The 24,254-nt window shown below is 72.6% G+C and carries 15 protein-coding genes and 1 pseudogene; 11 read left to right on the plus strand and 5 right to left on the minus strand.

Annotated features, from left to right (window positions below; genetic code table 11):
* The first annotated feature begins 27 nt into the window (after positions 1 to 27).
* Entirely contained in the window at positions 28 to 960 is a 933-nt protein-coding gene (locus DB32_RS03410) for a hypothetical protein (RefSeq protein WP_053230979.1), read from the plus strand.
* Positions 961 to 1,002: 42 nt separating this feature from the next.
* Positions 1,003 to 2,448: a glycogen synthase GlgA gene (gene glgA / locus DB32_RS03415; protein WP_075097807.1), complete on the plus strand. Its 1,446-nt coding sequence runs from the start codon at positions 1,003 to 1,005 to the stop codon at positions 2,446 to 2,448.
* 9 nt (positions 2,449 to 2,457) lie between these two features.
* On the opposite strand, the gene DB32_RS03420 is transcribed toward glgA, so the two are convergent.
* A complete protein-coding gene (locus tag DB32_RS03420; RefSeq protein ID WP_053230981.1) occupies positions 2,458 to 3,339 on the minus strand; it encodes an AraC family transcriptional regulator in 882 nt (293 codons plus the stop codon).
* Between the two features lie 134 nt (positions 3,340 to 3,473).
* On the opposite strand from DB32_RS03420, the gene DB32_RS03425 reads away from it, so the two are divergent.
* Together DB32_RS03425 and DB32_RS03430 are read left to right on the plus strand one after the other, a co-directional pair.
* A complete protein-coding gene (locus tag DB32_RS03425) occupies positions 3,474 to 4,400 on the plus strand; it encodes an aldo/keto reductase (protein WP_053230982.1) in 927 nt (308 codons plus the stop codon).
* A gap of 15 nt (positions 4,401 to 4,415) precedes the next feature.
* Positions 4,416 to 5,957 (plus strand): cation:proton antiporter, encoded by a 1,542-nt coding sequence (locus DB32_RS03430; RefSeq protein ID WP_053230983.1) that lies wholly within the window; start codon positions 4,416 to 4,418, stop codon positions 5,955 to 5,957.
* 264 nt (positions 5,958 to 6,221) lie between these two features.
* Here the strand turns inward: DB32_RS03430 and DB32_RS46350 are convergent, their stop codons facing one another.
* Positions 6,222 to 7,034 carry a hypothetical protein gene (locus DB32_RS46350; RefSeq protein ID WP_157068676.1) on the minus strand — a complete coding sequence of 271 codons (813 nt, stop codon included), beginning with the start codon at positions 7,032 to 7,034 and terminating at the stop codon, positions 6,222 to 6,224.
* A 178-nt stretch (positions 7,035 to 7,212) separates the two neighbouring features.
* Between DB32_RS46350 and DB32_RS46355 the strand changes: the two are divergent.
* A pseudogene (locus tag DB32_RS46355) lies at positions 7,213 to 8,925 on the plus strand (phosphodiester glycosidase family protein); the annotation flags it as partial.
* Positions 8,926 to 9,677: 752 nt separating this feature from the next.
* Here DB32_RS46355 and DB32_RS50215 read toward each other — a convergent pair.
* Entirely contained in the window at positions 9,678 to 10,010 is a 333-nt protein-coding gene (locus DB32_RS50215; RefSeq protein WP_053230985.1) for an ArsR/SmtB family transcription factor, read from the minus strand.
* Positions 10,010 to 10,639: an SRPBCC family protein gene (locus DB32_RS03445; RefSeq protein WP_053230986.1), complete on the minus strand. Its 630-nt coding sequence runs from the start codon at positions 10,637 to 10,639 to the stop codon at positions 10,010 to 10,012. The genes DB32_RS50215 and DB32_RS03445 overlap by 1 nt, the downstream gene beginning before the upstream one ends.
* Before the next feature lie 162 nt (positions 10,640 to 10,801).
* Here DB32_RS03445 and DB32_RS03455 point away from each other — a divergent pair, with 162 nt between their 5' ends.
* The 4 genes from DB32_RS03455 to DB32_RS03470 all read left to right on the plus strand — a co-directional run bounded on the left by DB32_RS03455 (position 10,802) and on the right by DB32_RS03470 (position 21,780).
* A complete protein-coding gene (locus tag DB32_RS03455; protein ID WP_157068677.1) occupies positions 10,802 to 12,154 on the plus strand; it encodes a carboxypeptidase-like regulatory domain-containing protein in 1,353 nt (450 codons plus the stop codon).
* A gap of 182 nt (positions 12,155 to 12,336) precedes the next feature.
* The gene (locus tag DB32_RS03460; RefSeq protein ID WP_053230989.1) at positions 12,337 to 14,034 is read left to right on the plus strand and encodes a hypothetical protein; all 1,698 of its coding nucleotides are present in this window, start codon (positions 12,337 to 12,339) and stop codon (positions 14,032 to 14,034) included.
* Positions 14,035 to 14,080: 46 nt separating this feature from the next.
* Positions 14,081 to 15,310 carry an ATP-grasp domain-containing protein gene (locus DB32_RS03465; protein WP_205627019.1) on the plus strand — a complete coding sequence of 410 codons (1,230 nt, stop codon included), beginning with the start codon at positions 14,081 to 14,083 and terminating at the stop codon, positions 15,308 to 15,310.
* A 146-nt stretch (positions 15,311 to 15,456) separates the two neighbouring features.
* Positions 15,457 to 21,780 (plus strand): Ig-like domain-containing protein, encoded by a 6,324-nt coding sequence (locus DB32_RS03470; RefSeq protein ID WP_053230990.1) that lies wholly within the window; start codon positions 15,457 to 15,459, stop codon positions 21,778 to 21,780.
* A gap of 8 nt (positions 21,781 to 21,788) precedes the next feature.
* Here the strand turns inward: DB32_RS03470 and DB32_RS03475 are convergent, their stop codons facing one another.
* Entirely contained in the window at positions 21,789 to 22,424 is a 636-nt protein-coding gene (locus DB32_RS03475; protein WP_053230991.1) for a hypothetical protein, read from the minus strand.
* Between the two features lie 104 nt (positions 22,425 to 22,528).
* On the opposite strand from DB32_RS03475, the gene DB32_RS03480 reads away from it, so the two are divergent.
* Both DB32_RS03480 and DB32_RS03485 read left to right on the plus strand, forming a co-directional pair.
* Complete coding sequence (locus DB32_RS03480; RefSeq protein ID WP_053230992.1) at positions 22,529 to 23,287, plus strand: hypothetical protein; 759 nt, start codon at positions 22,529 to 22,531, stop codon at positions 23,285 to 23,287.
* 22 nt (positions 23,288 to 23,309) lie between these two features.
* On the plus strand, positions 23,310 to 24,233 hold the full coding sequence (locus DB32_RS03485) for a DUF4097 family beta strand repeat-containing protein (protein ID WP_053230993.1): 924 nt from the start codon (positions 23,310 to 23,312) through the stop codon (positions 24,231 to 24,233).
* Positions 24,234 to 24,254: the final 21 nt, after the last annotated feature.

Below are 24,254 nucleotides of genomic sequence, written 5' to 3' on the forward strand. Positions count from 1 at the left end.
CGCGGCCCGCGCATAGAGCGCGCCGCCATGACCACTGCGATCCCAACGCGCGCCGGCGCTCTTGTCCTCTTCCTGCTCGCGCTCGCGGCATCTCCGTGCCGCGCGCAGACCCCGCCGGACGTCGTGATCCTCCGCGACGGAACGATGTTCCGCGGCACGCTCGTCGAGCGCGGCGCCCAGCGGGTGATCTTGCTGCTGCCCACCGGCGAGACCCGCGAGTTCGCGGGCGCCGACGTGGAGAGCGCAGGGCCCGACGTGCCGCCGCCGCCGCCCGTCGTCACGCCTCAGGCGCTCGAGTCGGTGCCCGTGCTCGCTCCGCCGCCCTCGGTGCGGCTCCACGTCCAGAGCCCCTCGGCGGGCCGCACGCTCCACCGCGTGATCGCCTCGACCGAGGTGCCCCTTCGCGATCAGGTCCATCGACCGCGGCTCGACACGATGGAGCCGATCTGCGCTGCGCCGTGCGATCTCGATCTCCCCGCCGGCACCTATCAGTTCGGCGTCTCGGAAGGCACCGGGAACGCGCATCGCGCCGGCATTCCCGTCCACCTCGACGCGGGCGAGCGCTGGGTCGAGATCGACCACATCGACAACACCGGGACGCGCATCGCGGGATGGTTGATCGTCATCGCTGGTGGCGGCGCGGGCACCGCGCTCGCGGTGGCGGGAGTGCTTTCCGACGACGGTGTCGACGAGCCCGGCGGATGGGCCGATCACGGCGGTGGGCTGGGCGACCCGGGCTGGCTCGGGTGGGATCATGGCGTGTGGCTCGGCATCGGCCTGGGCGTCGCGGCCGTCTTCGCGGCGATCGGCGCGTGGATGGGCATCACCGACGACGAGGGACGAATCCGCATCGACACGGCGCCTCCCACGGTCGCGCCCCCGCCGGAGGAGCCGGAGCGCGAGGAGCCCGTGCGGCCCGAGCCCCGCCGCCCCAGAAGCGTGGAGCCCGACGCATATTGACGCGTCGTCGGGCGCCCGCGGGTGGTGATATTCTCGCCGCGCGTGCGCATCCTGCTCGTCTCGTCCGAAGTCGCGCCGTTCGCGAAGACCGGTGGTCTCGGTGACGTCTCCGCCGCCCTCCCTCGCGCGCTCCGCGCGCTCGGTCACGAGGTGCGCGTCGTCGCCCCGTTCTACCAGCGCGTGCGCACCAGCGGACGCGCGTTCGAGCGCGTGCTCCCACCGAGCGAGATCACGCTCGGCGCGCATCGCTACACGTTCTCGGTGCTCGCGTCCGAGCTGCCCGGCAGCGACGTGCCCGTGCTCTTCGTCGACTGCCCCGCGCTCTACGATCGCGCGTCGATCTACACCGAGGACCCCGACGAGCATCGACGCTTCGCGCTGCTCTCGTGGGCCGCGCTGAAGCTCTGCCAGTACCAGCAGTGGGCGCCCGACGTCGTGCACGCGAACGACTGGCAGACCGCGCTGCTGCCGCTGATGCTCCAGACCGTGTTCGCGTGGGATCGCCTCTTCGAGCGCACGCGCTCGGTGCTGACGATCCACAACATCGGCCACCAGGGCGCGTTCCCCGCGAGCATCCTGCCCGACACCGGGCTCGCCGACGCCGCGTCGTCGTTCCATCAGGATCAGCTGCGCGGCGGACGCCTCAACTACCTGCTCACCGGCATCCTCTACGCGAACGCGATCACCACGGTCAGCCCGACCTACGCGCGCGAGATCACGACCGTCGAGCACGGCGTCGGGCTCGACCCGTTCCTGCGCGCGCGTCGCGACGTGCTCTTCGGGATCCTCAACGGCATCGATCCCGGCGAGTGGAGCCCCGAGCGCGACATGCGCATCCCGTTTCGCTTCTCGCGCGACGATCTCGCGAACAAGGAGCGCGACAAGGAAGCGCTGATGAGCGCGATGAAGCTGCCCTACGTGCGCGGCGTGCCGGTGATCGGCATCGTGTCGCGGCTCGTCTGGCAGAAGGGCTTCGAGCTCTGCGACGCGGTGCTCCCGACGTTGCTCGCGCGACGCGACGTGCAGGTCGTCGTGCTCGGCAGCGGCGAGGGTCGCTACGAAGAGCTCTTCGCGCGCCTCGCGCGCCAGCACCCGCGCAAGCTCGCGTTCCACCGCGGCTTCAGCGAGCCGCTCGCGCACCTGATCGAAGCGGGCGCGGACATGTTCCTCATGCCCTCGCGCTACGAGCCGTGCGGGCTCAACCAGATGTACAGCCTCGCGTACGGCACGGTGCCCATCGTGCACGCGACGGGCGGCCTCGCGGACACGGTGCGCACCTGGGACGCGCGCACCGGCGAGGGCAACGGCTTCGCGTTCGAGCACTTCGACGCGAGCGGTCTCGCGTGGGCGCTCGGCTACGCGCTCGAGACGTGGAACCGCCGCGAGCAGTGGGCGCGCCTCCAGCAGAACGGCATGCGCGACGACTTCTCGTGGACGCGCCGAGTGCGCGCCTACGAAGAGCTCTACCGCGCGATCGCGCCGGGATGAGCGAACGACCTACGGGGCCGCGCTCGTCCGCTCCGCCGCGTCCCTGCTGGGCGGGACGCCGAAGCGGCGCGCGTACTCGCGGCTGAACTGGCTCGCGCTCTCGTAGCCGACGTCGAACGCGACGGTGGACACCGACGCGCTGCCGGCCGCGAGCAGCCGTCGCGCCTGCAGCAGGCGCAGCTCCTTCTGGTACTGGAGCGGCGTGGTCGTCGTGATCTCCTTGAAGTGCTTGTGGAACGAGGCCGGGCTCATCCCGACCTTCTCGGCCAGCTCGGAGACCGCGATCGGCGCCCGGAAGTCGCGGCGGATGTGGGAGATCGCGCGCCCGATCGCGCTCTCGTAGCTGTCGCGCCGGAGCAGCCGCCGCAGCATCGCGCCCGAGGGCGACATCAGCACGCGGTAGTGGATCTCCTTCAGGATCAGCGGGCCGAGCACCTTCGCGTCGCTGCCCGACCCCGCGAGCGCGAGGTAGCGGCCCAGCGCGTCGAGCAGCGGCTCGTCCGCGTCGTGCGTCTCCATCGCGCGGGCGTCCGCCGCGTCGAGGCGCGCGTCCGCCAGCTCGTCGTGGAGCCCCCTCAGCGTCGCGAGGTCGATGTCGAGCAGCAGCGACAGGTACGGCGCGCGCGTCACCCGCGAGAGCACCGGCAGGTCGTGGCTGACGACGAGACAGCGTCCCGCGCCCGCCTCGAAGGTGCTCCCGCCGAGCGTGACCTCCTTCCGCCCTTGGACGATCAGGCAGAAGACGGGCTCGTAGATCGTCGACTCGAAGGCAGTGCGCCGGTGATGCCGGAGCAGCACCAGACCGGACAGGACCTTCACGGTCTGGGGCGATTCGTCGAGCTGACGGGGCACCAGCCGGAGCGCGCGTTCCGCGATCGTCTCGACGTCCATTCGCTCAGGGATATCACGATCCCCGCAGGCATAGAGGATCGGGCAAGCAGTGGAGAGGAACGGGCAGGCGGCGTCGAGCCCCTCGTGAGAGAGATGGCGAGCGCTGCATCGCAGCCGCTCGAAGGAGAACCGACATGGGCACGAACGACACCACCCGCCTGCTCACCCCCGGCGTCGAGATCCCGTACCTCGGCTTCGGCACCTATCTCGTCCCGAACGACGAGGCCGCCGCCGTGGTGCGCGCCGCGATCGCCATCGGGTACCGGCACATCGACACCGCCGAGTTCTACGGGAACGAGGAGGGCGTCGGCACCGGGATCCGGCAGGCGCTCGCCGACACCGGCCTCTCGCGGAACGACATCTTCGTCACGACGAAGCTCTGGCCCGGCAACGCCGCGTGGGGGCAGACGCCGAAGACGACCGAGACCACCATCGCGTCGCTGAACGAGAGCCTCGCGCGGCTCGGCCTCGAGCACGTCGACCTCTACCTCATCCACGCGCCCTTCGAGCGCGAGCAGCGGCTCGCGCAGTGGCGCGGCCTCGTGGAGCTGCAGCGGCAGGGGAAGGCGCGCGCCATCGGCGTCAGCAACTTCCACGTCGCGCACATCGAGGAGCTCGTCGCCGCCGGGCTGCCGCTGCCCGCGGCGAACCAGATCGAGCTGCACCCCTGGTCGCAGAAGCCCGCGCTGGTGCGCTACCTCGCCGAGAAGGGCATCACGCCGATCGCGTACAGCAGCCTGGTGCCGCTCTCGACGTGGCGGACCGCCGAGGGCCACGACAGCGCGAAGACCGCCGAGATGCGGGCGAGCGGTGAGCGCGCGGACTCGCCCTTCAAGGCGATGGCCGCGAAGTACGGCGTGAGCGAGCCGCAGGTGCTGCTGCGCTGGGGGATCCAGAGCGGGTACCCGGTGCTCCCCAAGAGCACGAAGCCCGAGCGCATGCGGCAGAACGCGGACGTCTTCTCGTTCCGCATCGACGACGACGACATGGCCGCGATCGCGAAGATGGATCGCGGCGACGGCGTGGCGTGGGCGGTGGGCGATCCCACCAAGGCCGCGTGAGCGCATCGGTCGGCGATGGAGACCTTCGAGATCGTCGTCGCGCTCGTGCTCGCGGGTGCGGCGCTCACCGCCGTCTCGAGGCGGATCGGAGCCCCGTACCCCGCGACCGCGGCGCTCGTCGGCGCGGTGATCGCGATGCTGCCCGGCGCGCCCGAGATCGTGCTCGACCCCGAGCTCGCGCTGACGCTCTTCGTCGCGCCGCTCCTGATCGACGCCGCCTTCGACGCGTCCCCGCGCGATCTCCGCGCGAGCTGGCGCGCGGTCTCTGGTCTCGCGCTGGGCGCGGTCGTGCTCACGGTCGCGGTCGTCGCGATCGTGGTGCGCGCGCTCGTGCCCTCGATGCCGTGGCCCGCCGCGATCGCGCTCGGTGCGATCGTCGCGCCGCCCGACGCCGCCGCGGCGACCACGGTGCTGCGCCAGCTCCGGCCGCCGCATCGGATCCTGGTGGTCCTCGAGGGCGAGAGCCTCTTCAACGACGCGAGCGCGCTGCTCATCTACCGGCTCGCGATCGGCGCCGCGCTCGCGGGCTCGCTCGCGCTCGAGTCGGTGATCCCGATGCTGCTCGTGGTCAGCGCGGGGAGCGTCGTGCTCGGGCTCGTGCTCGCGCGCGCCGTCCTCTGGATCACCGCGCGCATCGACGACGTCGCGCTCGCCGTGGTGGTGCAGTTCGGCGCGACGTTCGGGGTGTGGATGCTCGCGGAGCGCCTGCACCTCTCGGGCATCCTCGTGCTGGTCGTGTTCGCGATGGCCTACGCGCGGCGTGCCGGCGACGTCATCCCGGCGCGGGTGCGCGTTCCCTCCTACGCCGTGTGGGAGCTCGCCGTCTTCGTGCTCACCGTGCTCGCGTTCACCCTCGTCGGGCTGCAGCTCGAGGCGATCGTGGGGCGCATGAGCGCGAGCCTCCTGCTCGAGCACGTCGCCATCGCGACCGCGGTGTGCGTCGCGACGATCGTCGCGCGCATCGTGTGGGTCTCGGGGGCGGCGCTGGTGCAGAGACGGGCCGGCGCGTCCGCGCTGCCGCCCCGCGCCGCCGCGCTCGTCGGGTGGTGCGGCATGCGCGGGATCACCACGCTCGCGGTGGCGCTCGCGCTGCCGGGCGGCGTTCACGGCGAGCCGGCGTTCCCTCATCGCGATCTGATCCTCTTCTGCGCGTTCGCGGTCGTGCTGGGCACGCTCGTGGTGCAGGGGCTCACGTTGGGCCCGCTGGCGCGGGCGCTCCGGCTCGAGGACGACGGCGAGGTCGACCGCGAGACGGCGCTGGCGCGGGCCGCGACGCTGCGCGCGGCGATCGCCGCGACCGACGCGCACCGCGGGGCCCAGCTCGCGGAGCTGCTGCGGCATCGCTTCGAGGTGATGCTCTCGCGGGTCGAGCACCAGCGGCCCTCGGGCGAGCCTCACGACGCCATCGTGGTGCAGGCGGCGATCGACGCGGAGCGGCGACACCTGCTCGCGCTGCGCGCGGACGGCACGATCGGCGACGCCGCGTTCCAGCGGGTCGAGCGCGAGCTCGATCTCGAGGAGCTGCACCTCGAGCCGCTGGCGTCCCGCTCACGCTGACGCGACGCGAGCGAAGCGGGCCTCGACGCCGCGCGCCCGCAACTCGATGCGAGCGAAGAGGGCGTCGAGGCCCGAAGTCTCGTCTCGATGCGAGCGAAGAGGGCGTCGAGGCCCGAAGTCTCGTCTCGATGCGAACGAAGAAGGCGTCGAGGCCCGAGCTCCCATCTCGATGCGAAAGAAGCGGGCCCCGACCCCCCGACGCTCATCTCGATGCGAGCGAAGCGCCTCTCGAGGCCCGGAATTCCATCTCGTTGCGAGCCGTTCTCACTTGTCCTCGTCCTGTTCGCCCTCTTCTTCGCCCTCGCCCTCCTCGCTCGTGCGCGAGCCGCGCGCGGGGCGGATCGAATAGATCGTCGGGAAGCGCTCCTCGCCGTCGTGCGCGAAGAGCGCGCGGCCGAAGAGGCGCACCGGCTCGTAGGTCTGCTCGAGCACCCGGAACGCGCGGAACGCGTCTTCGCGCGCGATGCGGGCCTCGGACGGCTCGTCGTCGTTCAGCTCGGCGAGGATCGCCGCCGCCGCGTCCCTCGCGCTGCGCGCGTCGGTGCGCCGGTAGTGCACGCCGCCCTCCGCCAACCGCGCCGCGTGCTCCCGGTACAGCGCGGCGAGCCGCGTGAGATCCTCCGCGAGATCGGCGTGGCCCGCGCCGGCGCGGATCGATGCGAGCTCGGTCGCGGCGCGCGCGTCGCCGTCGAGGACGTACTCGGCGACCTTCATCATGCGCGCCTTGATCGCGCTCGCGCGCTGCAGCGTCGCCTCGCTCAGGCGCGCCGACGACTCACCGGCGGTGGCGCTCGCGCGCCTCGCGACCGCGTACCAGAGCGCCCACGCCGCGGGGCCGATCGTGTTGCGCGCGCTGGGGCTCAGCAGGTCGTCGGGCAGCCGATCGAAGCGCGCCTTCACCGCCGGCTCGGCGAGTTGTCGCGCGATCCGCAGGCCGAACAACGCTGCCTGCTGGAGATCGAGCCCGCGTGGTGCGCTGGGGTCGCGCACCGCTGCGCGCAGCGCCGTGGTGTCCCTGAACCCTCGCTCCGCCGCCTCGGCGTCGTAGCGAACCTCTTCTTCTCTCGTGTCGGGCATGGCGCGAGCGTAGCGGACGCTGCCGCGCGCGAGCATCCACGCGCGCGGCTGATCATCCGTCGGGCGTCCGGCGGGCGGATCGCGACACCGCGGCGCGATCACCGCGGCCCCGAGGCCGCATCGCGCGCGCGTCGAGCGTCGATGCGCGTGGAACGTGGCGTGCTCACGACGCGCCTCGATGAGAGCTCTCTCGATCGCGTGCGTCGTCGCGGCGCTCTTCTCGGCGCCGGCGCGCGCGCAGACGATCTCGTCGCGCGCGTGGTCCGATCCCCAGCCCGGCGTCCGGCTGCTCACCGGCCGCACGACGTCGCCGACGACGCGCTTCTGGGCGCTCCACGTCGACCTCTGCGCGGAGCGCGTGCACGTCGCCGCGACCTCGCGCCCGACGAGCCGGCGCACCGCCGCGTCGTGGGGCGCGTCGGTCGGCGTGCAGGCCGCGGTGAACGGCGACTTCTTCCGCACCGACACCTCGACGCCGATCGTCTACGGACAGGCCGCGGGCAGCGGCGCCGCGTGGCCGGTCGCGCAGACCGGTGAGGCCGCGGCCTATCGCGACGACTGGTACTACCGCGACTACGGCTGGATCGCGTTCGGCCCGAGCTGGGTCGAGTTCAGCCACACCGGCGCGGTGAAGCGCGCGGGCGGCGCCACGCAGGGCTTCATGCCGGGCATGGTCACCGGCGCGATCCCCGCGGGCACCACCGCGCTCGTCAGCGGGTTCCCCGAGCTCGTGACCGAAGGTCGTCGCTACACCTGCTCGAGCCCGACCGCGAGCTCGTGCTTTCCCGAACGCAGCGACATGCGCGCGCGACACCCGCGCACCGCGATGGGGCTCAGCGACGATCGACGCACGCTGATCCTGCTGGTCGTCGACGGTCGATCGTCGGTGTCGGCGGGGATGTACGGGACCGAGCTCGCGTCGCTGATGGATCAGCTCGGCGCGTGGCAGGCGTTCAACCTCGACGGCGGCGGATCGAGCCAGATGTGGCTCGAGGGACGCGGCACGATCAACGCGCCCTCGGATGGGACGCCGCGCGCGGTCGCGAACCACTGGGGCATCTTCGCGGGGACCGCGGGCGGGCGGCCGGTCGCGCCGGGGAGCTGCATCCCGCGCGAGCTCGACGACTGCTTCCGCACCTCGCAGGACGGCGGCGCGTGCGGCGAGCTCGAGGCGGTCCTCGGCGCGAGCGATCTCGGGCGCACCAGCGACGTCGACGGCGACGGACGCGCCGACGTGTGCGCGCGCGGCGTCGCGGGCTGGGCGTGTCGCGTGTCGACGGGCGATGGGTTCGCGGACGCCGCGTTCGCGATCGATGCGCTCTCCGACACCGCGGGGTTCGATCAGGCGTCGCGCTTCTCGACGATCCGCACCGGCGATCTGAACGGCGACGGCCGCGCCGACGTGTGCGCGCGCAGCAGCGCGGGCGTGCGCTGCTGGATCGCGGGCGACACGGGATACGGCGCGGCGATCTCCGGTCCCGCGCTCGACGACGCGGGCGACTGGGATCGCGCGATGTACTTCTCGACGATCCGCCTCGCCGACGTCGACGGAGACGGGCGCGACGACCTCTGCGCGCGCGGCTACTCGGGGCTCCGATGCTGGCGCAGCGCCGGCGACGCGCTCGAGGCCGAGTCGCACGAAGGACCGGCATGGGGCAACGCCGCGGGGTTCGATCAGCCCTCGCGCTACGGCACGATCCGCTTCGGCGACGTCGACGGAGATCGCCGCGCCGACGTGTGCGCGCGGACCGCGAGCGGCGTCGAGTGCTTCCTCTCGGACGGCACCGCGCTCACCCGACGCGTCGAGGGCCCCGCGTGGTCCGACGCGAGCGGCTGGGGCGCGACGAAGCACTGGAGCACGATCCGTCTCGCCGACGTCGACGGCGACGGACGCGACGATCTCTGCGCCCGCGGAACGAGCGATCTGCGCTGTCATCTCTCGACCGGCGAGGGGTTCGCGGCGAGCGCGACGATCGTCGCGCCGCTCGCGGACGAGAGCGGCTGGGGCGATCACGACAACTACGCGACGCTGCGGGTCGGCGACGTGACCGGCGACGGTGCCGACGATCTCTGCGCACGCGGCAACGCGGGGATGCGCTGCTACGCGCGCGAAGGCGACGCGTTCCGCACGATCGACGGCCCCGCGCTCGCCGACGCGCAGGGCTGGGACGATCCGCGGCAGTACTCGACGATCCGGCTCGCCGACGTGACCGGCGACGGGCTCGCGGACGTGTGCGCGCGCGGCGCCGACGCGTACGCGTGCTGGCCGTCGAGCGGCGACGGGTTCGGCGCCGCGATCACGCTCGCGGCGTTCCGCGACGCGCAGGGCTGGGGCGACGCGCGCTTCTACTCGACGATGCGCGTGGCCGGCCCGGTGTGCGTCGCGCGCCAGGAGGTCTGCGACGGAGGCGACGACGACTGCGACGGCGTGATCGACGAGGACGCGTGCGAGCGCGACGGCGGCACGAGCGACGACGCGGGCAGCGCGAGCGATGCGGGCACGTCGAGCGATGCCGCGGCGCGCGGGGACGCATCGATCGCGGAGCCTGCGAGCAGCGGGTGCGCGTGCGGCGTCGCAGGCCGCGGCACGGCGCGCGGCGGGTGGGCGATCGCGCTGCTCGTGCTCGTCGCGTGGATCGCGCGTCAGCGGGAGCGCTTGCGCTTGCCGCGCGCGATCTCGGTGGCGAGCGCGTCGAGGCGCGGCTCCCAGAACGTGCGGAAGCGATCGAGCCAGGCGTCGACCTCGGCGAGCGGGCGCGCGTCGACGGCGTAGACGCGGCGCGTGCCTTCCACGCGCACGCTCGTGAGCCCGCTCTCGCGCAGCACCTTCAAGTGCTGGGAGACCGCGGACTGCGTGATCCCGAACTCGCGCCCGACGATCGCGACGATCTCACCCGAGGTGTGCTCGCCGTCGGCCGCCAGGAGCTCGAGGATGCGCCGCCGCACCGGGTCTCCCAGGACGTCGAAGGCGTGCATCAGCCGCCAGTGTAGAACGCGATCGTGCGCTCCGCTTTCTCGCGCGCGGCCTCGCGATCCTCGCCCGACGCGGCGTGCGCGTCGCCCCACGCGTCACCGCTCGCGCGCACGAACGCCTTGCCCTCGCTCGACGCCATCCACGCGTCGACCGCGGCGCGATCCACCGGCGCGCCGCCCGCGTCGATGTGCAGCGCGAGGCCGTAGAGCGCGAGATCCCAGCCGATGCCGACCGCCCCCGGGCCGTACTTCGCGAGGTGCTCTTCGCCGACGCCGTCGCGCGGCGCGATGTGCTCGAGCGTGAGCTTCGTGCGCTTTCCGTCGGGCGCGAGCCGCACGTTCACCCAGCTCACGCCGCCGCCGAACTCCCACGTCACGTCGAGCGCTTCGGGGCGATCGCAGCGCGTGATCGTCCCGCCCGCGTTGCCGACGAGCTGATAGCGCCCGCCGAGCTTCAGATCGCCTTCGATCGGGAGGAACCAGCGCGGCAGTCGCTCCGGGCTCGTGAGCGCCTCCCAGAGATCCTCGATCGTCGTGTCGTAGGTGCGGATCGCGACCGCGACCATCGCGCGTTGCCCCAGGTGATCGCGATCCTCGAGCCGACGGAACTCCGCGCCGAACGCATTTCGCATGAGCTGACCTCCTCGCGCTCATCTAACAGCGACGACTTATATTAGCAAGCGCTGTTGGTCTTCGCGCACGCCGTCCGCACGTGCGCGCACGCCTCCGGCGCCGCGACGTTCGCGCGTTCCACGGCGAATCCGCGCGGCACACGCGCTGCTCGTGCGGCGCGCATGAGCCGTTCCTCGACGTTCGTCACCACCTGTCTCTTGTCGTCGCTCGTCGTCGTCGCGACCCCGGGCTGCGGCGCGGGGCCCTCGAGCCCGATGCCCGACGCCGGTCCGCTCGCGCAGGGCGATGCGGCGATGCCGATGCCCGGCGACGACGCCGCGGCCCCCGAGCCCACGACGCTCGACGTCTCCGGCACGCTGATCGACGAAGCGGGCGCGCCGGTCGCCGGCGCGCACGTGCACGCGGGCGGGCGAAGCGCGATGACCGACGCCGAAGGGCGCTTCGCGATCGACGCGCTGAGCGCGCCGTACGCGCTCCGGATCTCGTTCACCGGTGAGACGCGCGTGTTCGTGTTCGACGCGCTCTCGAGCGCGACGCCGGTGCTGCGATTGCGGCGCGGGTGGGCCGTGCGCGACGCGTCGCTGCGCGGCGCGATCGCGATGGGCGCGACGCCGCTCGGCGACGACGAGTCGATCCGCGTCGGCGTCACGACGCACGACCGCCACTTCGATGGCGTCGCGGCGCTCACGCACGACAGCCAAGCGGTCTGGGAGCTCGGCGCGACCGCGAGCGCGTCGCTGCTCGCGGTGCGCGTGCGCGAGGACGCGGAGGGCTGGCCCGTCGCGTACACGTGGCTCGCGACCGCGTCGCGCGAGGACGTCGCCGAGGACGCGACGCTCACCGGTGTCGACCTCGTCGGCACGCCGTGCGGCACGGCGCACGTCGATCTCTCGATGCGCTTCAACGAGGGCGCGGCGCAGGGCTATCTCTACGCGTACGCGCGCGTGGGCGACGCGTTCGTGCGGGTGACCGACGGGCTCGAGGTCGACGATGGAACGCGCACCGTCGCGGTGCCGACGACGGCGGGCGCGTCCGCGGCGATCCTCGCGCTCGGCCACGGCGCGAACGTGCGCGCGGTCGCGATGCGCACGTCGGTGCCGCTCGGCGCGGAGGTCGAGCTGACCGTGCCCGATCTCGTGCTGCAGGCGCCCGAGGGCGCGATCGGTCCCGGCGATCGCATCGCGTGGACGTGGAGCGGCGGCGACGCGTACTTCGTCGTCGAGCTGCTCGTGTCGAACGGAGATCTCGGCTACGCGCCGTACCTGCTGATGTCGACGAACGAGCGCGAGGTCGAGGTCCCCGACCTCGCCGACATCGGCATCGCGTGGCCCGAAGGACGCGCGACCTCGATCTACGTGTACGCGTTCGCGCCGGTCGAGGGCTTCGAGGGCGACGAGGCGACCTCGTTCGAGTGGGGCGCCGCGATCAACCACGCGCTGAGCGACGACCTCCCCGCGTACGACGGAGCGCTGGTGCGCGTCGAGAGCCACACGCACACGTCGGGCAGCGACTGATCGGATCGACGCGGCGCGAGAACGGCGCGGGCGTGCTTCGGCGCGCTCGCGCCGTTCGCGTTCGGGGCGGCGCACACCGACGAACGTTCGCGCACGCGTCGGTGTGCGCGATTGCGCGTGTTTTTCGCGGGAATTCGCGTGGCCGCGCGCTTGCTCAGGGGGGCGCCCACGGAGGTCTCGTCGTGATCCAGCTTCGCCGTCTCGTGCTCCTCGCCACCCTGATCGCGCCCGCCGCGTGCGCCGGCCCGAGCGCGCCGCCCGCGCTCGTCGACGACGGCGGCACCATGCCCACGAGCGACGCCGGCGCGCCTCCGGTGCCGACCGACGACGCGCAGATCGTCGATCCCGACGCGGGCGCGCCGATCGCGACGCGCTCGCTCGCGCTGCGCAACGCGGGGTGGGGCCGCGGCGCGCTGGTCGTCGAGGGCCACCCGCCGTGCGACGCCGAGTGCACGCTCGCGATCCCCGAGGGCGAGACGGTCACGATCACGGCGCAGCCCGGCTACGGCCAGCGCGCCGACGCGTGGGGCGACGAGTGCGCCGCGGCCGAGCCGGGCGGCACCTGCACGATCACGATGGACGTCGATCGCACCGCGAGCGTCGAGTGGACCGGGGGCGCCGCCGTGGCCGCACGCGTGATCGGCGGGGCGGGCGTCCAGCAGGTCGTCGACGTCGACGTCGCGAGCGATGGGGACCTGGTGCTCGCGGTCGAGATCGAAGGCGCGACGACGCTGTCCGACGGAGAGACGCGCGTCGCGTACGGCCCGTCGGACTGCCTCGTCGTGCGCGTGTCGTCCGATGCGTCGACGGTCCGCTGGGTCGCGCGGACGCGCGGTGGGGGCCGCGAGGAGTGCGAGGACCTCGCGCTCGGCGAGGACGACGACGTGTTCGTCGTCGGCATGGTGACGGGCGCGTTCTCGATGGGCGCGGAGGCGTTCACCGCGGCCGATTTCGACGCCTTCGCGGCGCGCATCGACGCGAGCGGCGAGGTGCTCTGGGCGACGCGCATGCCGAGCCTCGCCGCGGGGGCCGAGGCCACGCTCGACCTCGTCGTCCACGACGACGGCCACGTCTACGCGTCCGGCTACGCCGCCACGGGCGCGGGCATGCGCGCCGCGTACTTCGTCATCGACGCCGCCGATGGCACCGCGACGACGCACTCGCTCGGCGGCACCGGCTCGGCGTACGCACTGGCCATCGAGCTCGCGCCCGACGGCGACCTCTATCTCGCCGGGAACTTCGCGTACGAGCTCGGCTCGCCTGCGGTGCTGAACGCGCCCGACGATTCCGACGCGTTCGTGCTGCGCATGAGCACCGAGGGCGCGATCGCGTGGGCGCGCAAGCTCTCGGGCTCCGGGCAGGACGAGGTGCTCGACGTCGCGGTGGACGACGACGGCAACGTCTACGCGGTCGGCATCTTCGAGGGCACGATCACGCTGCCCGCGCGTCCCGCCGCGACGACCTCGCTCGGCTCGATCGACTGGCTCGTGACCTCGTTCGACGCGGCGGGCGCCCCGCGCTGGTCGCGCTCGGGCGGCGGTCCCGGCGTCGACGTCGTGAACCGCATCGTGTGGGCGCAGGGCGATCTCTACGTGGCCGGACAGTGGGAAGGCACCGCGACGAACCCCGCGACCACCGCGACCTCGTCGGGCCACGCCGATGCGTACGTCGTTCGATTCGCGTCGACGGGCAACGGAGGTCGCTTCGTGCGCTACTTCCAGGCCGAGGGCGACGAGTGGATCGGCGGCCTCGCGGTGCGCGGTGACCGCATGATCGTCGTCGGTCACTTCGACGGCACCTCGCAGCTCGGCATGCCCGCCGACGCGACGCCGTTCGTCTCGTTGAATCGAGACGGGCTCGTCTACCTCGGCGGCAGCTGACGATCTCCGCAAGCGTTCGCGACTCGGATACGATCGCGCTCGCCGCATGCCCATCGACGTCGTCTTCCTCGAGCCGTGCTTCCCCGCCAATCAGCGTGAATTCGTGCGCGCCCTGCATGCCGTCGGGGCGCGCGTCACGGGGATCGGAGAGAGGCCCAAAGAAGCGCTCGACGAATCGCTGCGACACTGGCTCTTCCACTACGAGCAGGTCGGCAACGTCACCGACGTCGCGCAGGTCGAGAAGGCCGTGCGATGGATCCAACAGAAGGTGCGTGTCGATCGGCTCGAGGCGGTCGTCGAAGCGCACGTGATGTGCGCGGCGCAGGTGCGCGAGGCGTGCGGCATCCCGGGCACGTCGGTGCGCACCACGTTCCTGTGCCGCGACAAGCCGTCGATGAAGGAGATCGCGCGCCAGCACGGCATCCCGACGGCGCAGTCGCTCGGCACGAACGATCCCGACGCGGTGCGCGCGTTCGCGGCGAAGGTCGGATATCCGCTGATCGTCAAGCCGCGCGACGGAGCGGGCGCGTCGGGGACGATGCGAGTCGACTCCGATGCAGAGCTCGAGAGTGCCATTCGCGAATATCGGCTCGGGCGCGGTGGCAGCGCGGCAGTCGAGGAATTCATCGAGGGGCACGAGGGCTTCTACGACACGATCACGATCGGTGGTCGCGTCGTGCACGAATTCGTCTGTCACTATTATCCGAACGTCCTCGAGGCGATGAGGACGCGCTGGATCAGCCCGCAGTTCGTCTGCACGAATCGCATCGACTCCGCGGCGGCGTACGAGGAGCTCCGAGCGCTCGGACGCAAGGTGATCAGCGCGCTCGACATCGAGACGTCGGCGACGCACATGGAGTGGTTCTTCGGCCCGAAGGGCCTGAAATTCAGCGAGATCGGCTGTCGCCCGCCGGGCGTGCGCGCCTGGGATCTCTACGCGGCGGCGAACGACTTCGACATCTATCGCGAGTGGGCGCACGCGGTCGTGCACGGTCGACCGTCGCAGTCGCTCTCGCGCCGGTTCAGCGCGGGCATCATCGCGCTGCGGCCCGATCGCGACGGAGTGATCTCGCACTACGACGGTGTGGAGGAGATCCAGCGTCGATATGGAGAGTGGGTGATCGATGCGCACCTGCCGCCGCCCGGGACTCCGACGCAGCCGGTCGAGGCGGGATACATGGCGAACGCGTGGGTGCGCATGAAGCACCCGGACTACGACGAGCTGCGCCGCATGCTCGACGCGGTCGGACAGACCGTGAAGGTGCGCGCGCGCTGATCGCGTCGTGCGGGAGAGACGTACCTCCCCGCCGTCGGGACCACGTTCCACTCCCAATCTCCGATACGCAGCGATCAAGACTGGCTGCACGTTCACGTTCCAGACAGAATCGCGCCGGGGGAGCAGGTCGTCTGGAGGTTCGTTCGATGTCGGAGCGCTCGCTGGTCGTCGGATCCCTGGCTTCGTTGCTCGTCGTCCTCTCGCTCCCAGCTCCCACGGCGTCCGCGCAGACACGGGCCGCCACGCTGCGCACGCGCTTCGATCAGCCCGGCGACATCACGTTCGCCGCGAACTCGATCATGACGTGCCGCGCGGGCACCGGCGGCAGCGGCGCGAACCTCTGCGAGACGGCGCGCGCGAGCGCCTCGAGCACCCGCGACGACAACGACTACGCGATGGTCCCGATCGACGCCGACAACGGCGTCCTTCCCGCGGCGGAAGCGTCGACGACGTTCGACTCCAGCTCGTCGGATCTCGTCATCGCGCCGACCGCCACCGTCTCGTGGGCGGGCCTCTACTGGCAGTGCGTCTCGAGCGGCAACAGCTCGACGCCCGCGCCCGACGCGACGCGCCGCAACCGCGTGCTCTTCCGCGCGCCCGGGGGCAGCTACACGGAGGTGACGGCGACCGTCCTCGACGCGATCGTCGACAACGGCGCCAACCTCTTCCAGGGCTTCGCGGACGTGACCGCCACCGTGCAGAGCGCGGGCGCGGGCACCTACTGGACCGGCAACATCCAGTGCGACAGCGGAGCGACGAACCACTACGGCGGCTGGACGCTCGTGGTCGTCTACCGCGACGAGACCGAGCCGCTGCGCGACCTCGTGGTCTACGACGCGTGGCGCACCTACAACGCGACCCAGATCGACATCGACGTCACGGGCTTCGTCACGCCGCCGAGCGGCTCCGTCAACTCGCGCGTCGGTGTCGTGTTCTACGACGGCGATCGCGGATCGACCGACACGCTGCGGCTGATCTCGGGCACGCGGAACACGCTGCTCGGCGGCGGCACCGTCAACCCCAACGACAACATCGGCAACAGCACGATCACGCGCTTCGGCGCGAACGTCACGACGCGCACGCCGGCGTACGTGAACACGCTCGGGTACGACGCGGACCTGATCGCGACGGTCGATGCGCTCCCGAACGGCGCGACGAGCGCGCGCATCCGCGGGCAGACGAGCGGCGAGTTCATCGCGCTCGGCGTGGTCACGTTCGCGACCGACATCTACGCGCCGGAGATCGACCTCGCGAAGACGGCGGTCGACGTGAACGGCGGACAGCTCGTTCCGGGCGACGTGCTCGAGTACACGATCAGCGGCGTCAACAGCGGGCAGGACCCGGCGATCGGCGTCGTGGTCCGCGACGCGATCCCCGCCGGGACGACGTACGTGGCGGGCTCGCTGCGGGTCGACGGTGCGGCCGTGACCGACTCGCCGGGTGACGATCGCGGCGAGTACGAGGTCGCGAACGCGCGCATCGTCGCGCGCGTCGGCACGGGCGCGAACGCGGCGATGGGCGGGCGCATGAACCCGAGCGACACGACGACGATCGTGTTCCGCGTACGGCTCGCGCCCGCGATCCCCGGCGGCACGCGCATCACGAACGTCGCGACCGCGACGTACAGCGGCCTGACGCTCGGCACCGGCACGACGTTCACCGGCTCGTCGGACGGAGACAGCGGCACGCCCGGCAACCAGCCGACCGAAACGCCCGTGGGCGCGATCTGCGGCGACACCGTGATCACCTCGCCCGAGACGTGCGACGACGGCGCGACGGCGAACGGCGACGGATGCAGCGCGTTCTGTCGCATCGAGGTGCGCGTCGTCTCGCCCGACGGCACCACCACGAGCAGCACGACGCCGCCGATCAGCGGCACCGCGGATCCCAGCGCGACCGTCGTGGTCGCGATCGACGGCGCCGCGGTCGGCACCGTGACCGCGAACGCCGCGGGTGCGTGGACGTTCACGCCGGCGACGCCGCTCGCGGCGGGGGCGCACACGATCGTCGCGACCGCGACCGACACGGGCGCGCACGTCACGACCGACACCGCGACGGTCACGATCGACACCGGCACCACCGTCGCGATCACCACGCCGGCCGAGGGCTCGGCGACGTCGGATCGCACGCCGGCGATCAGCGGCACCGGCGAGCCCGGCGCGACCGTGGTGGTGCGCGTCGACGGCAACGTCGTCGGTACGGTGACGGTGAGCGCAGGCGGCACGTGGACCGTGACCGTCGGAAGCAACCTCGCAGAGGGCGCGCACACCGTGACCGCGAGCGCGACCGACGCGGTCGGTCACACCGCGACCGACAGCAACACGTTCCGCGTCGACACCGCGACGAGCGTGGCGATCACCGAGCCCGCCGAGGGCGCGACGACGAGCGACACGACGCCGACGATCCGCGGCACGGCCGAGCCCGGCGCGACGGTCGTCGTGAGCATCGACGGAACGACGATCGGGACGGTCGTCGCGTCCGCGGGCGGCACGTTCGAGGTCACCCCGACGACGCCGCTCGCCGACGGTGCGCACACCGCCACGGCGCGCGCGACCGACGCGGCGGGGAACGTCGCGACCGACACGTCGAGCTTCACCGTCGACTCCACCACGTTCGTGTCGATCACGGCGCCGGAGGAGGGCGACACGATCGCGAGCGCGACGCCGACGATCACGGGCACCGCGGAGCCCGGCGCGTCCGTCGAGGTGACGATCGACGGAACCGTGCTCGGCAGCGTCACCGCGGATGCGAGCGGCGCGTGGTCGATCGTGGTGCCGAGCGCGCTGGCGCAGGGCCCGCACACCGTCGTGGCCGACGCGCTGCACGGCGGCGCGACCGCGAGCGCGTCGGCGACGTTCACCGTGGACAGCACGACCACGGTCGAGCTCCAGCAGCCGACCGAGGGCGAGATCGTGGGCACCGCGACGCCGACGATCACCGGCACCGCGGAGCCCGGTGCGTCGATCGCGATCACGATCGACGGCGCTGCGGTGGGCACGGTCACCGCCGACGCGGAGGGCAACTGGACGTTCGTGCCGAGCACGCCGCTCGGCGAAGGCACGCACGACGTCGACGTCGTCGCGACCGACGGCATCGGGAACACCGCGACCGACGATGGCTCGTTCGTGGTCGACACGTCGCTGCCGTCGCTCGAGATCGTGAGCCCCGGCGACGAGACCAGCACCGCGAGCACCACGCCGACGATCACCGGCACCTCGGAGCCGGGGCTCGTCGTGACCGTGAGCATCGACGGCGCGCTGCTCGGCTCGGTGACGACCGACGCGTCGGGCGCGTGGTCGATCCCGGTGACCACGCCGCTCGCCGAGGGCCCGCACGAGGTCGTCGCGACGACCACCGACGCGGCCGGCCACGCCGCGACCGACGAGAACCAGTTCACCGTCGACACCGGCGCGCCGACCGTGACGATCACGTCGCCGGCGCACGGCGCGCGGGTCCCGACCGACGCGCCGACGATCACCGGCACGGCGGATCCCGGTGCGACCGTGGAGGTGTTCGTCGATGGCGCGCTCGTCGCGACCGTGACCGCCGACGCGAGCGGCGCGTGGAGCACCACCGCGGGCCCGCTCGCGGACGGCTCGCACGAGGTGCGCGCGGTCGCGCGTGACGACGCGGGCAACACGGCGACCGCGACCTCCGGCTTCGTCGTCGACACCTCGACCGAGGTGGCGATCACGTCGCCGGCCGACGGCGGCGCGGTCGGCAGCGCGACGCCGACCATCACCGGCACCGCGGAGCCCGGCGCGAGCGTCGAGGTGCGCGCCGACGGCACGGTGATCGGCACCGTCGTCGCGGGCGCGGACGGCACGTGGTCGATCGCGATCACGACGCCGCTCGCGGCCGGCGATCACACCATCGATGCGCACGCGACCGACTCGGTCGGCAACACCGCCGACGCGACGAGCGACTTCGAGTACGACCCGTCGTCGCTCGACACCGACGGCGACGGCCTCAGCGATGCCGACGAGTGTCCCGACGCGCCGTGCCGCGACAGCGACGGCGACGGCGATCCCGACTACGACGACGCGGACGACGACGATGACGGCGTCCCGACGAGCGTCGAGTGCACGACCGCGCCGTGCGCGGACACCGACGGCGACGGAACCAGCGATCACCTCGACACCGACGACGACGGCGACGGCGTCCCGACGCGCGACGAGGCGCCCGGCGGCGTGACGCGCGACACCGATCTCGACGAACGTCCGGATCACCTCGATCCCGACGACGACGGCGACGGGCTCCCCACGAGCGACGAGTGCGGCACCGCGCCGTGCCGCGACAGCGACGGAGACGGAGACGCGGACTTCGTCGATCCCGACGACGACGACGACGGCATCCCGACCTCCCGCGAGCGCGCGGACGGCGACACGCACGGCGACGACGTCGACGGCGACGATCGCCCGAACTGGCTCGACACCGATGCCGACGGCGACGGCCGACTCGACGGCGACGAGGGCCTCGGTGACGAGGACGGCGACGGCACGCCGAACTACCTCGATCCGTTCGTCCCTGCGCCCGACGCGGGCGCGAACGACGGTGACGCGGGCACCGGCGGCGACGCGGGCGTGACCGGCGGCGGTCTCGCGGGCGGCGCGTGCCACTGCTCGACGCCGGGCGCGATGGGCGCGCGCGGAAACGTCGGTCTCGCCATCGCCGGGCTGCTCGGTCTCGCGCTGCTGCTCCGGCGTCGTCGCGGGGTGATCGCGGCGGTCGGCGTGGGCGCGGCGCTCGCGTCGACGACGACCGCGCACGCGCAGTCGCAGGGCTTCACGCTCGACCCGTTTCGCGCCGCGGAGACGCCGAACGACGGGTTCGCGGTGTCGGGCGTGCGGGGGCTCGGTCACCTCGACTTCGGCGCGCGCCTGGTGCTCGACTACGGGCTCGATCCGCTGGTGTTCGAGGAGCGTCTCGGCGACGCGTCGACGCAGACGATCTCGGTGGTCGAGCACCAGCTCGTCGGGAACCTCGCGCTCTCGCTCGGGCTCTTCGATCGCGTCGTGGTGTTCGCGGGGCTGCCCGCGACGTTCGTGAGCGAGGGGCAGGACAGCGCGCTCGGTCTCACCGCGGACGGGACGACGATCGGCGATCCGTACCTCGGCGTGCGCGTGCGGCTCTTCGGTGAGGCGAACGACGTCGCGGCGCTCGCGCTGCAGGTCGCGGGCTCGGCGCCGCTCTCCGAGGTCGCGTCGGAGGGCCAGCGTTTCGCGGGCGAGCGCGGCTTCGTGTTCCTTCCGCGCATCGCGCTCGAGGTGCGCCCGCACGAGCGCGTGCGCTTCGCCGTCAACGTCGGCGCGCGGCTGCGCGAGCCCTCGCGCATCGTGAACCTGGAGGTCTCGCACGAGCTCACGTACGGCGTCGGCGCGACGGTGGTCGCGCTGCCGGGCGTGCTCGATCTCGTCGCGGAGCTCTACGGCTCGACGGGGTTCGAGACGTTCTTCGAGCGCGAGTCGTCGCCGCTCGAGGCGATCGGCGGCGTGCGCGTGCATCCGGTCTGCGGCTTCAACGTCGGTCTCGCGGGCGGCGCGGGGCTCACGCGCGGCTACGGCGCCGCGGCGTTTCGCGGCGTGCTCGAGCTGAGCTACGCGTACGAGGCGCGCTGCCGCGAGCAGCCCGCCGCCGCCGAGCCCCTCGCGCCGCCGCCGCCGAGCGACACCGATCACGACGGCCTGCTCGACGACGCCGACCAGTGCCCGAACGAGCCCGAGGACGCCGACTCGTGGCAGGACGAGGACGGCTGTCCCGATCTCGACAACGACGCGGACGGCGTCCTCGACACGAGCGACGGCGCACCGAACGAGCCCGAGGATCGCGACGGCTTCCAGGACGAAGACGGCGTGCCCGAGCTCGACAACGACGCGGACGGCGTCCCCGACGCGAGCGACGGCGCGCCGAACGAGCCCGAGGATCGCGACGGCTTCCAGGACGCCGACGGCGTGCCCGAGCCCGACAACGATCGCGACACGCTCCTCGACCCCGAGGACGAGTGCCCGACCGCGCCGGGCCGCGTCGAGGATCGCGGCTGCCCTCGCGCCGTGCGCCTCGACGAGGCGAGCGGGACGATCGTCATCCTCCAGCGCGTCGAGTTCGCGACGAACCGCGACACGATCCTCGAGCGCAGCTTCCCGATCCTCGAGGAGGTGCGCGCGGTGCTCGACGCGAACCCGCAGCTCCGCCGCGTGCGCATCGAAGGGCACACCGACGATCGCGGGCGCGACGATCGCAACCTCGATCTCTCGATGCGCCGCGCGGGCAGCGTGATGCGCTGGCTCGTCGAGCACGGCATCGACGCGACGCGCCTCGAGGGCGCGGGCTGCGGCGAGCTGCACCCGATGGACTCGAACCGCACGCAGGCCGGGCGTCAGCTGAACCGACGCGTCGAGTTCCTGATCGTCGATCCGCCTTCGCCGACCGCGCGCGCGGCGCGCGAAGGGTGCGTGTCGGTCACCGACTGAGGCGCCGCTCAGAACACCCAGCCGACGCCGAGCATCAGCCGCCCTGCGGGGAAGTGCTCGCTCTCGGCGTCGCTGGGCGGATCGGTGCGCACCCATCGGCCGCGCGCGCGTGACTGCACCGCGACCTGCAGCAGGAGCTCGAGCCGCTCTTCGTCGGTGAGCCGCAGCGCGGCCTCGACGAGCCCACCGCCGTACGACGTCATGCGGCCGACGCTCGCGATCCCTTCGAAGCCGAGCTCGGCGCCGACGCGCAGCGCGAGGAACGGGACGAGCACGAGCCCGACGATCAAGCGCACGCCGCCGGTGACGAACCCGGTGCCGCTGCGCTCGACGACCTCTCCATCGGCGCGCGTCAGGCGCTGGTCGTCGTAGGTCTGTCCCGCGCCGACGAGCAGCGCGCGCAGGTGGGCTTCCTGCGCGAGCCGCACGTCCGCGCCGACCGCGAGCTCGCCGCCCGCGAAGAACGACGTGTCCTCCGGCTCGGCGAGCAGCTGACCGATCGCGCCCGCCTGCAGGACGAGGTGCACCGTCCCCGCCGGGCTCCATCGCGACGCGGGTGGGCGCTCGTGCTCCTGCGCGGCGGCGGGCGCGCACAGGCCGAGCGCGACGATCAGCGGAGCGAGGGCGCGAATGGATGTGCGCACGGCCGCGATTCTGGTCGAAAACCGGGATCGGAGCGCGTGCGTTTTTTCGTGAACGGTCGCGCGAGGAGCGGGCACGCAGGGTCGAACCCCCGCTGGAGCCGCCCGTGACCCGCCATCTCTCGCTCTTCGTCTCCGCCCTCGTGCTCGCGCTCGCCGTGACGCCGCGCGCGCTCGCTCAGGACGTCGTGATCATCGTGCCCGCCGAGCCCACGCCGCCAGCGAGCGAGCCGATCGCGCCCGCGCCGGTGGTCGTCGAGGCCGCACCGCCGGTCGAGCCGACGCTCGTCGTCGAGCCCGCGCCGGTCGTCGAGGCCGCGCCGGTCGTCGAGGCCGCGCCGGTCGTCGAGGCCGCGCCGGAGCCCGAGCCGGACGTCTTCGCGCCGGGCTTCTTCTCGATCGGGCTCTCCGGTCTCGTCGGTCTGCGCGACGCGCCGCACCACGAGATCGCGCCCACGTGGACCGCCGGTCTCGACCTCGGCTTCCGCGTCCTGCCCTGGCTCTCGGTGAGCGCACGTCGCGTCGGCTATTCGCACGCGTCCACGCTCGTCGGTGATCGCCACGCGATCAGCGTCTCGCCCGCGCTCGAGCTCACGATGCCGCTCTGGGAGCGCGTCCAGCCGTATGCGCAGGTCGGCGCCGGCGTGCAGGCGCGCTTCGGCGGCTCGCAGGGCCGCACCGTCGGGTTCGCGCCGTTCATCGGAGGCGGCGTCCGCTTCTTCGTCGCCGAGATCTTCAGCATCGCGGTCGAGTCCGCGATGCACGTGCCGGTGACCGAGGACGGCTTCCTCTTCGGAAACGAGGTCCTCCCGCAGGGCGCCGTCGTCCTGCAGGGCGGTCTCGCCTTCGCCTTCCACATCGACTGATCCACGCTTCGCAGGAGCTCTCATGCGCGCCCTCATCCGTACGTCTCTCGTCCTCGCGCTCGCCACCGGCTGCACCTTCAACGCCGAGCCGTTCACCCGCGCGGTGCCCGCCGAGCACGACGCGGCCATCACCAAGCTCCGCGTCGACATCGACGGCCTCGGCTCGACGTTCGACGGAGGCGATCTCGTGATTCGCGGTGCCGATCGGCCCGGCGCCTCCGCGGAGGTCACGATCTCGGGCCTCGTCGGGGTCGGCGACGATCCCGATCAGATCGCGAGCGACATGGAGGTCGCGCTGCAGGACGGCGGCGACTCGGTGGTCGAGCTCCGGCTCGCGTATCGAGGCCCCGCCGCCGAGTCCGTCTGGGTCGACTCCGTCGCGATCGAGCAACAGATCGGCACGGAGCTCGACGTGTCCGCGGGCTCCGCGACCGTCGACGCCGCGGGCCTCGACGCGCCCTTCGTGAACATCCACACCGGCTCGGGCTCGATCCGGCTGCGCGACGCGGACGAGGTGATCCTGCAGGCGGGCTCGGGCTCGATCGACGTCGTCGCGGGCAGCGGCACGCTGATGGCCGACTCGGGCTCGATCACGATGGCGATGAGCGGGCCGGTGCTCGCCGACACCGACTCGGGCTCGATCGATGGATCGTTCGGAGGCCACGGCGAGCTCTCGGCGGACTCGGGCTCGCTCGAGCTCGAGCTCACGACGCCGCTCGACGGCGACGTGATCCTCGGCACCGACTCGGGCTCGATCACGCTGGTGATCCCCCGAGGTGCGGGGATGAGCCTCGACCTCGATGCAGGGAGCGGCAGCGTGACGGTGCGCGCCGGTGGTGTGTCGGAGTCCGGCGAGAGCTTCAGCGGCGCCATCAACGGCGGCGGTGAATTCCGGGTGCGCGCGCGTGCGGGCAGCGGCTCGATCACGGTGCGCGAAGCGGACTGATCGAGCGACGGACGACAGGAG

It is taken from the genome of Sandaracinus amylolyticus (genome assembly GCF_000737325.1).
Classification (GTDB): domain Bacteria; phylum Myxococcota_A; class Polyangia; order Polyangiales; family Sandaracinaceae; genus Sandaracinus; species Sandaracinus amylolyticus.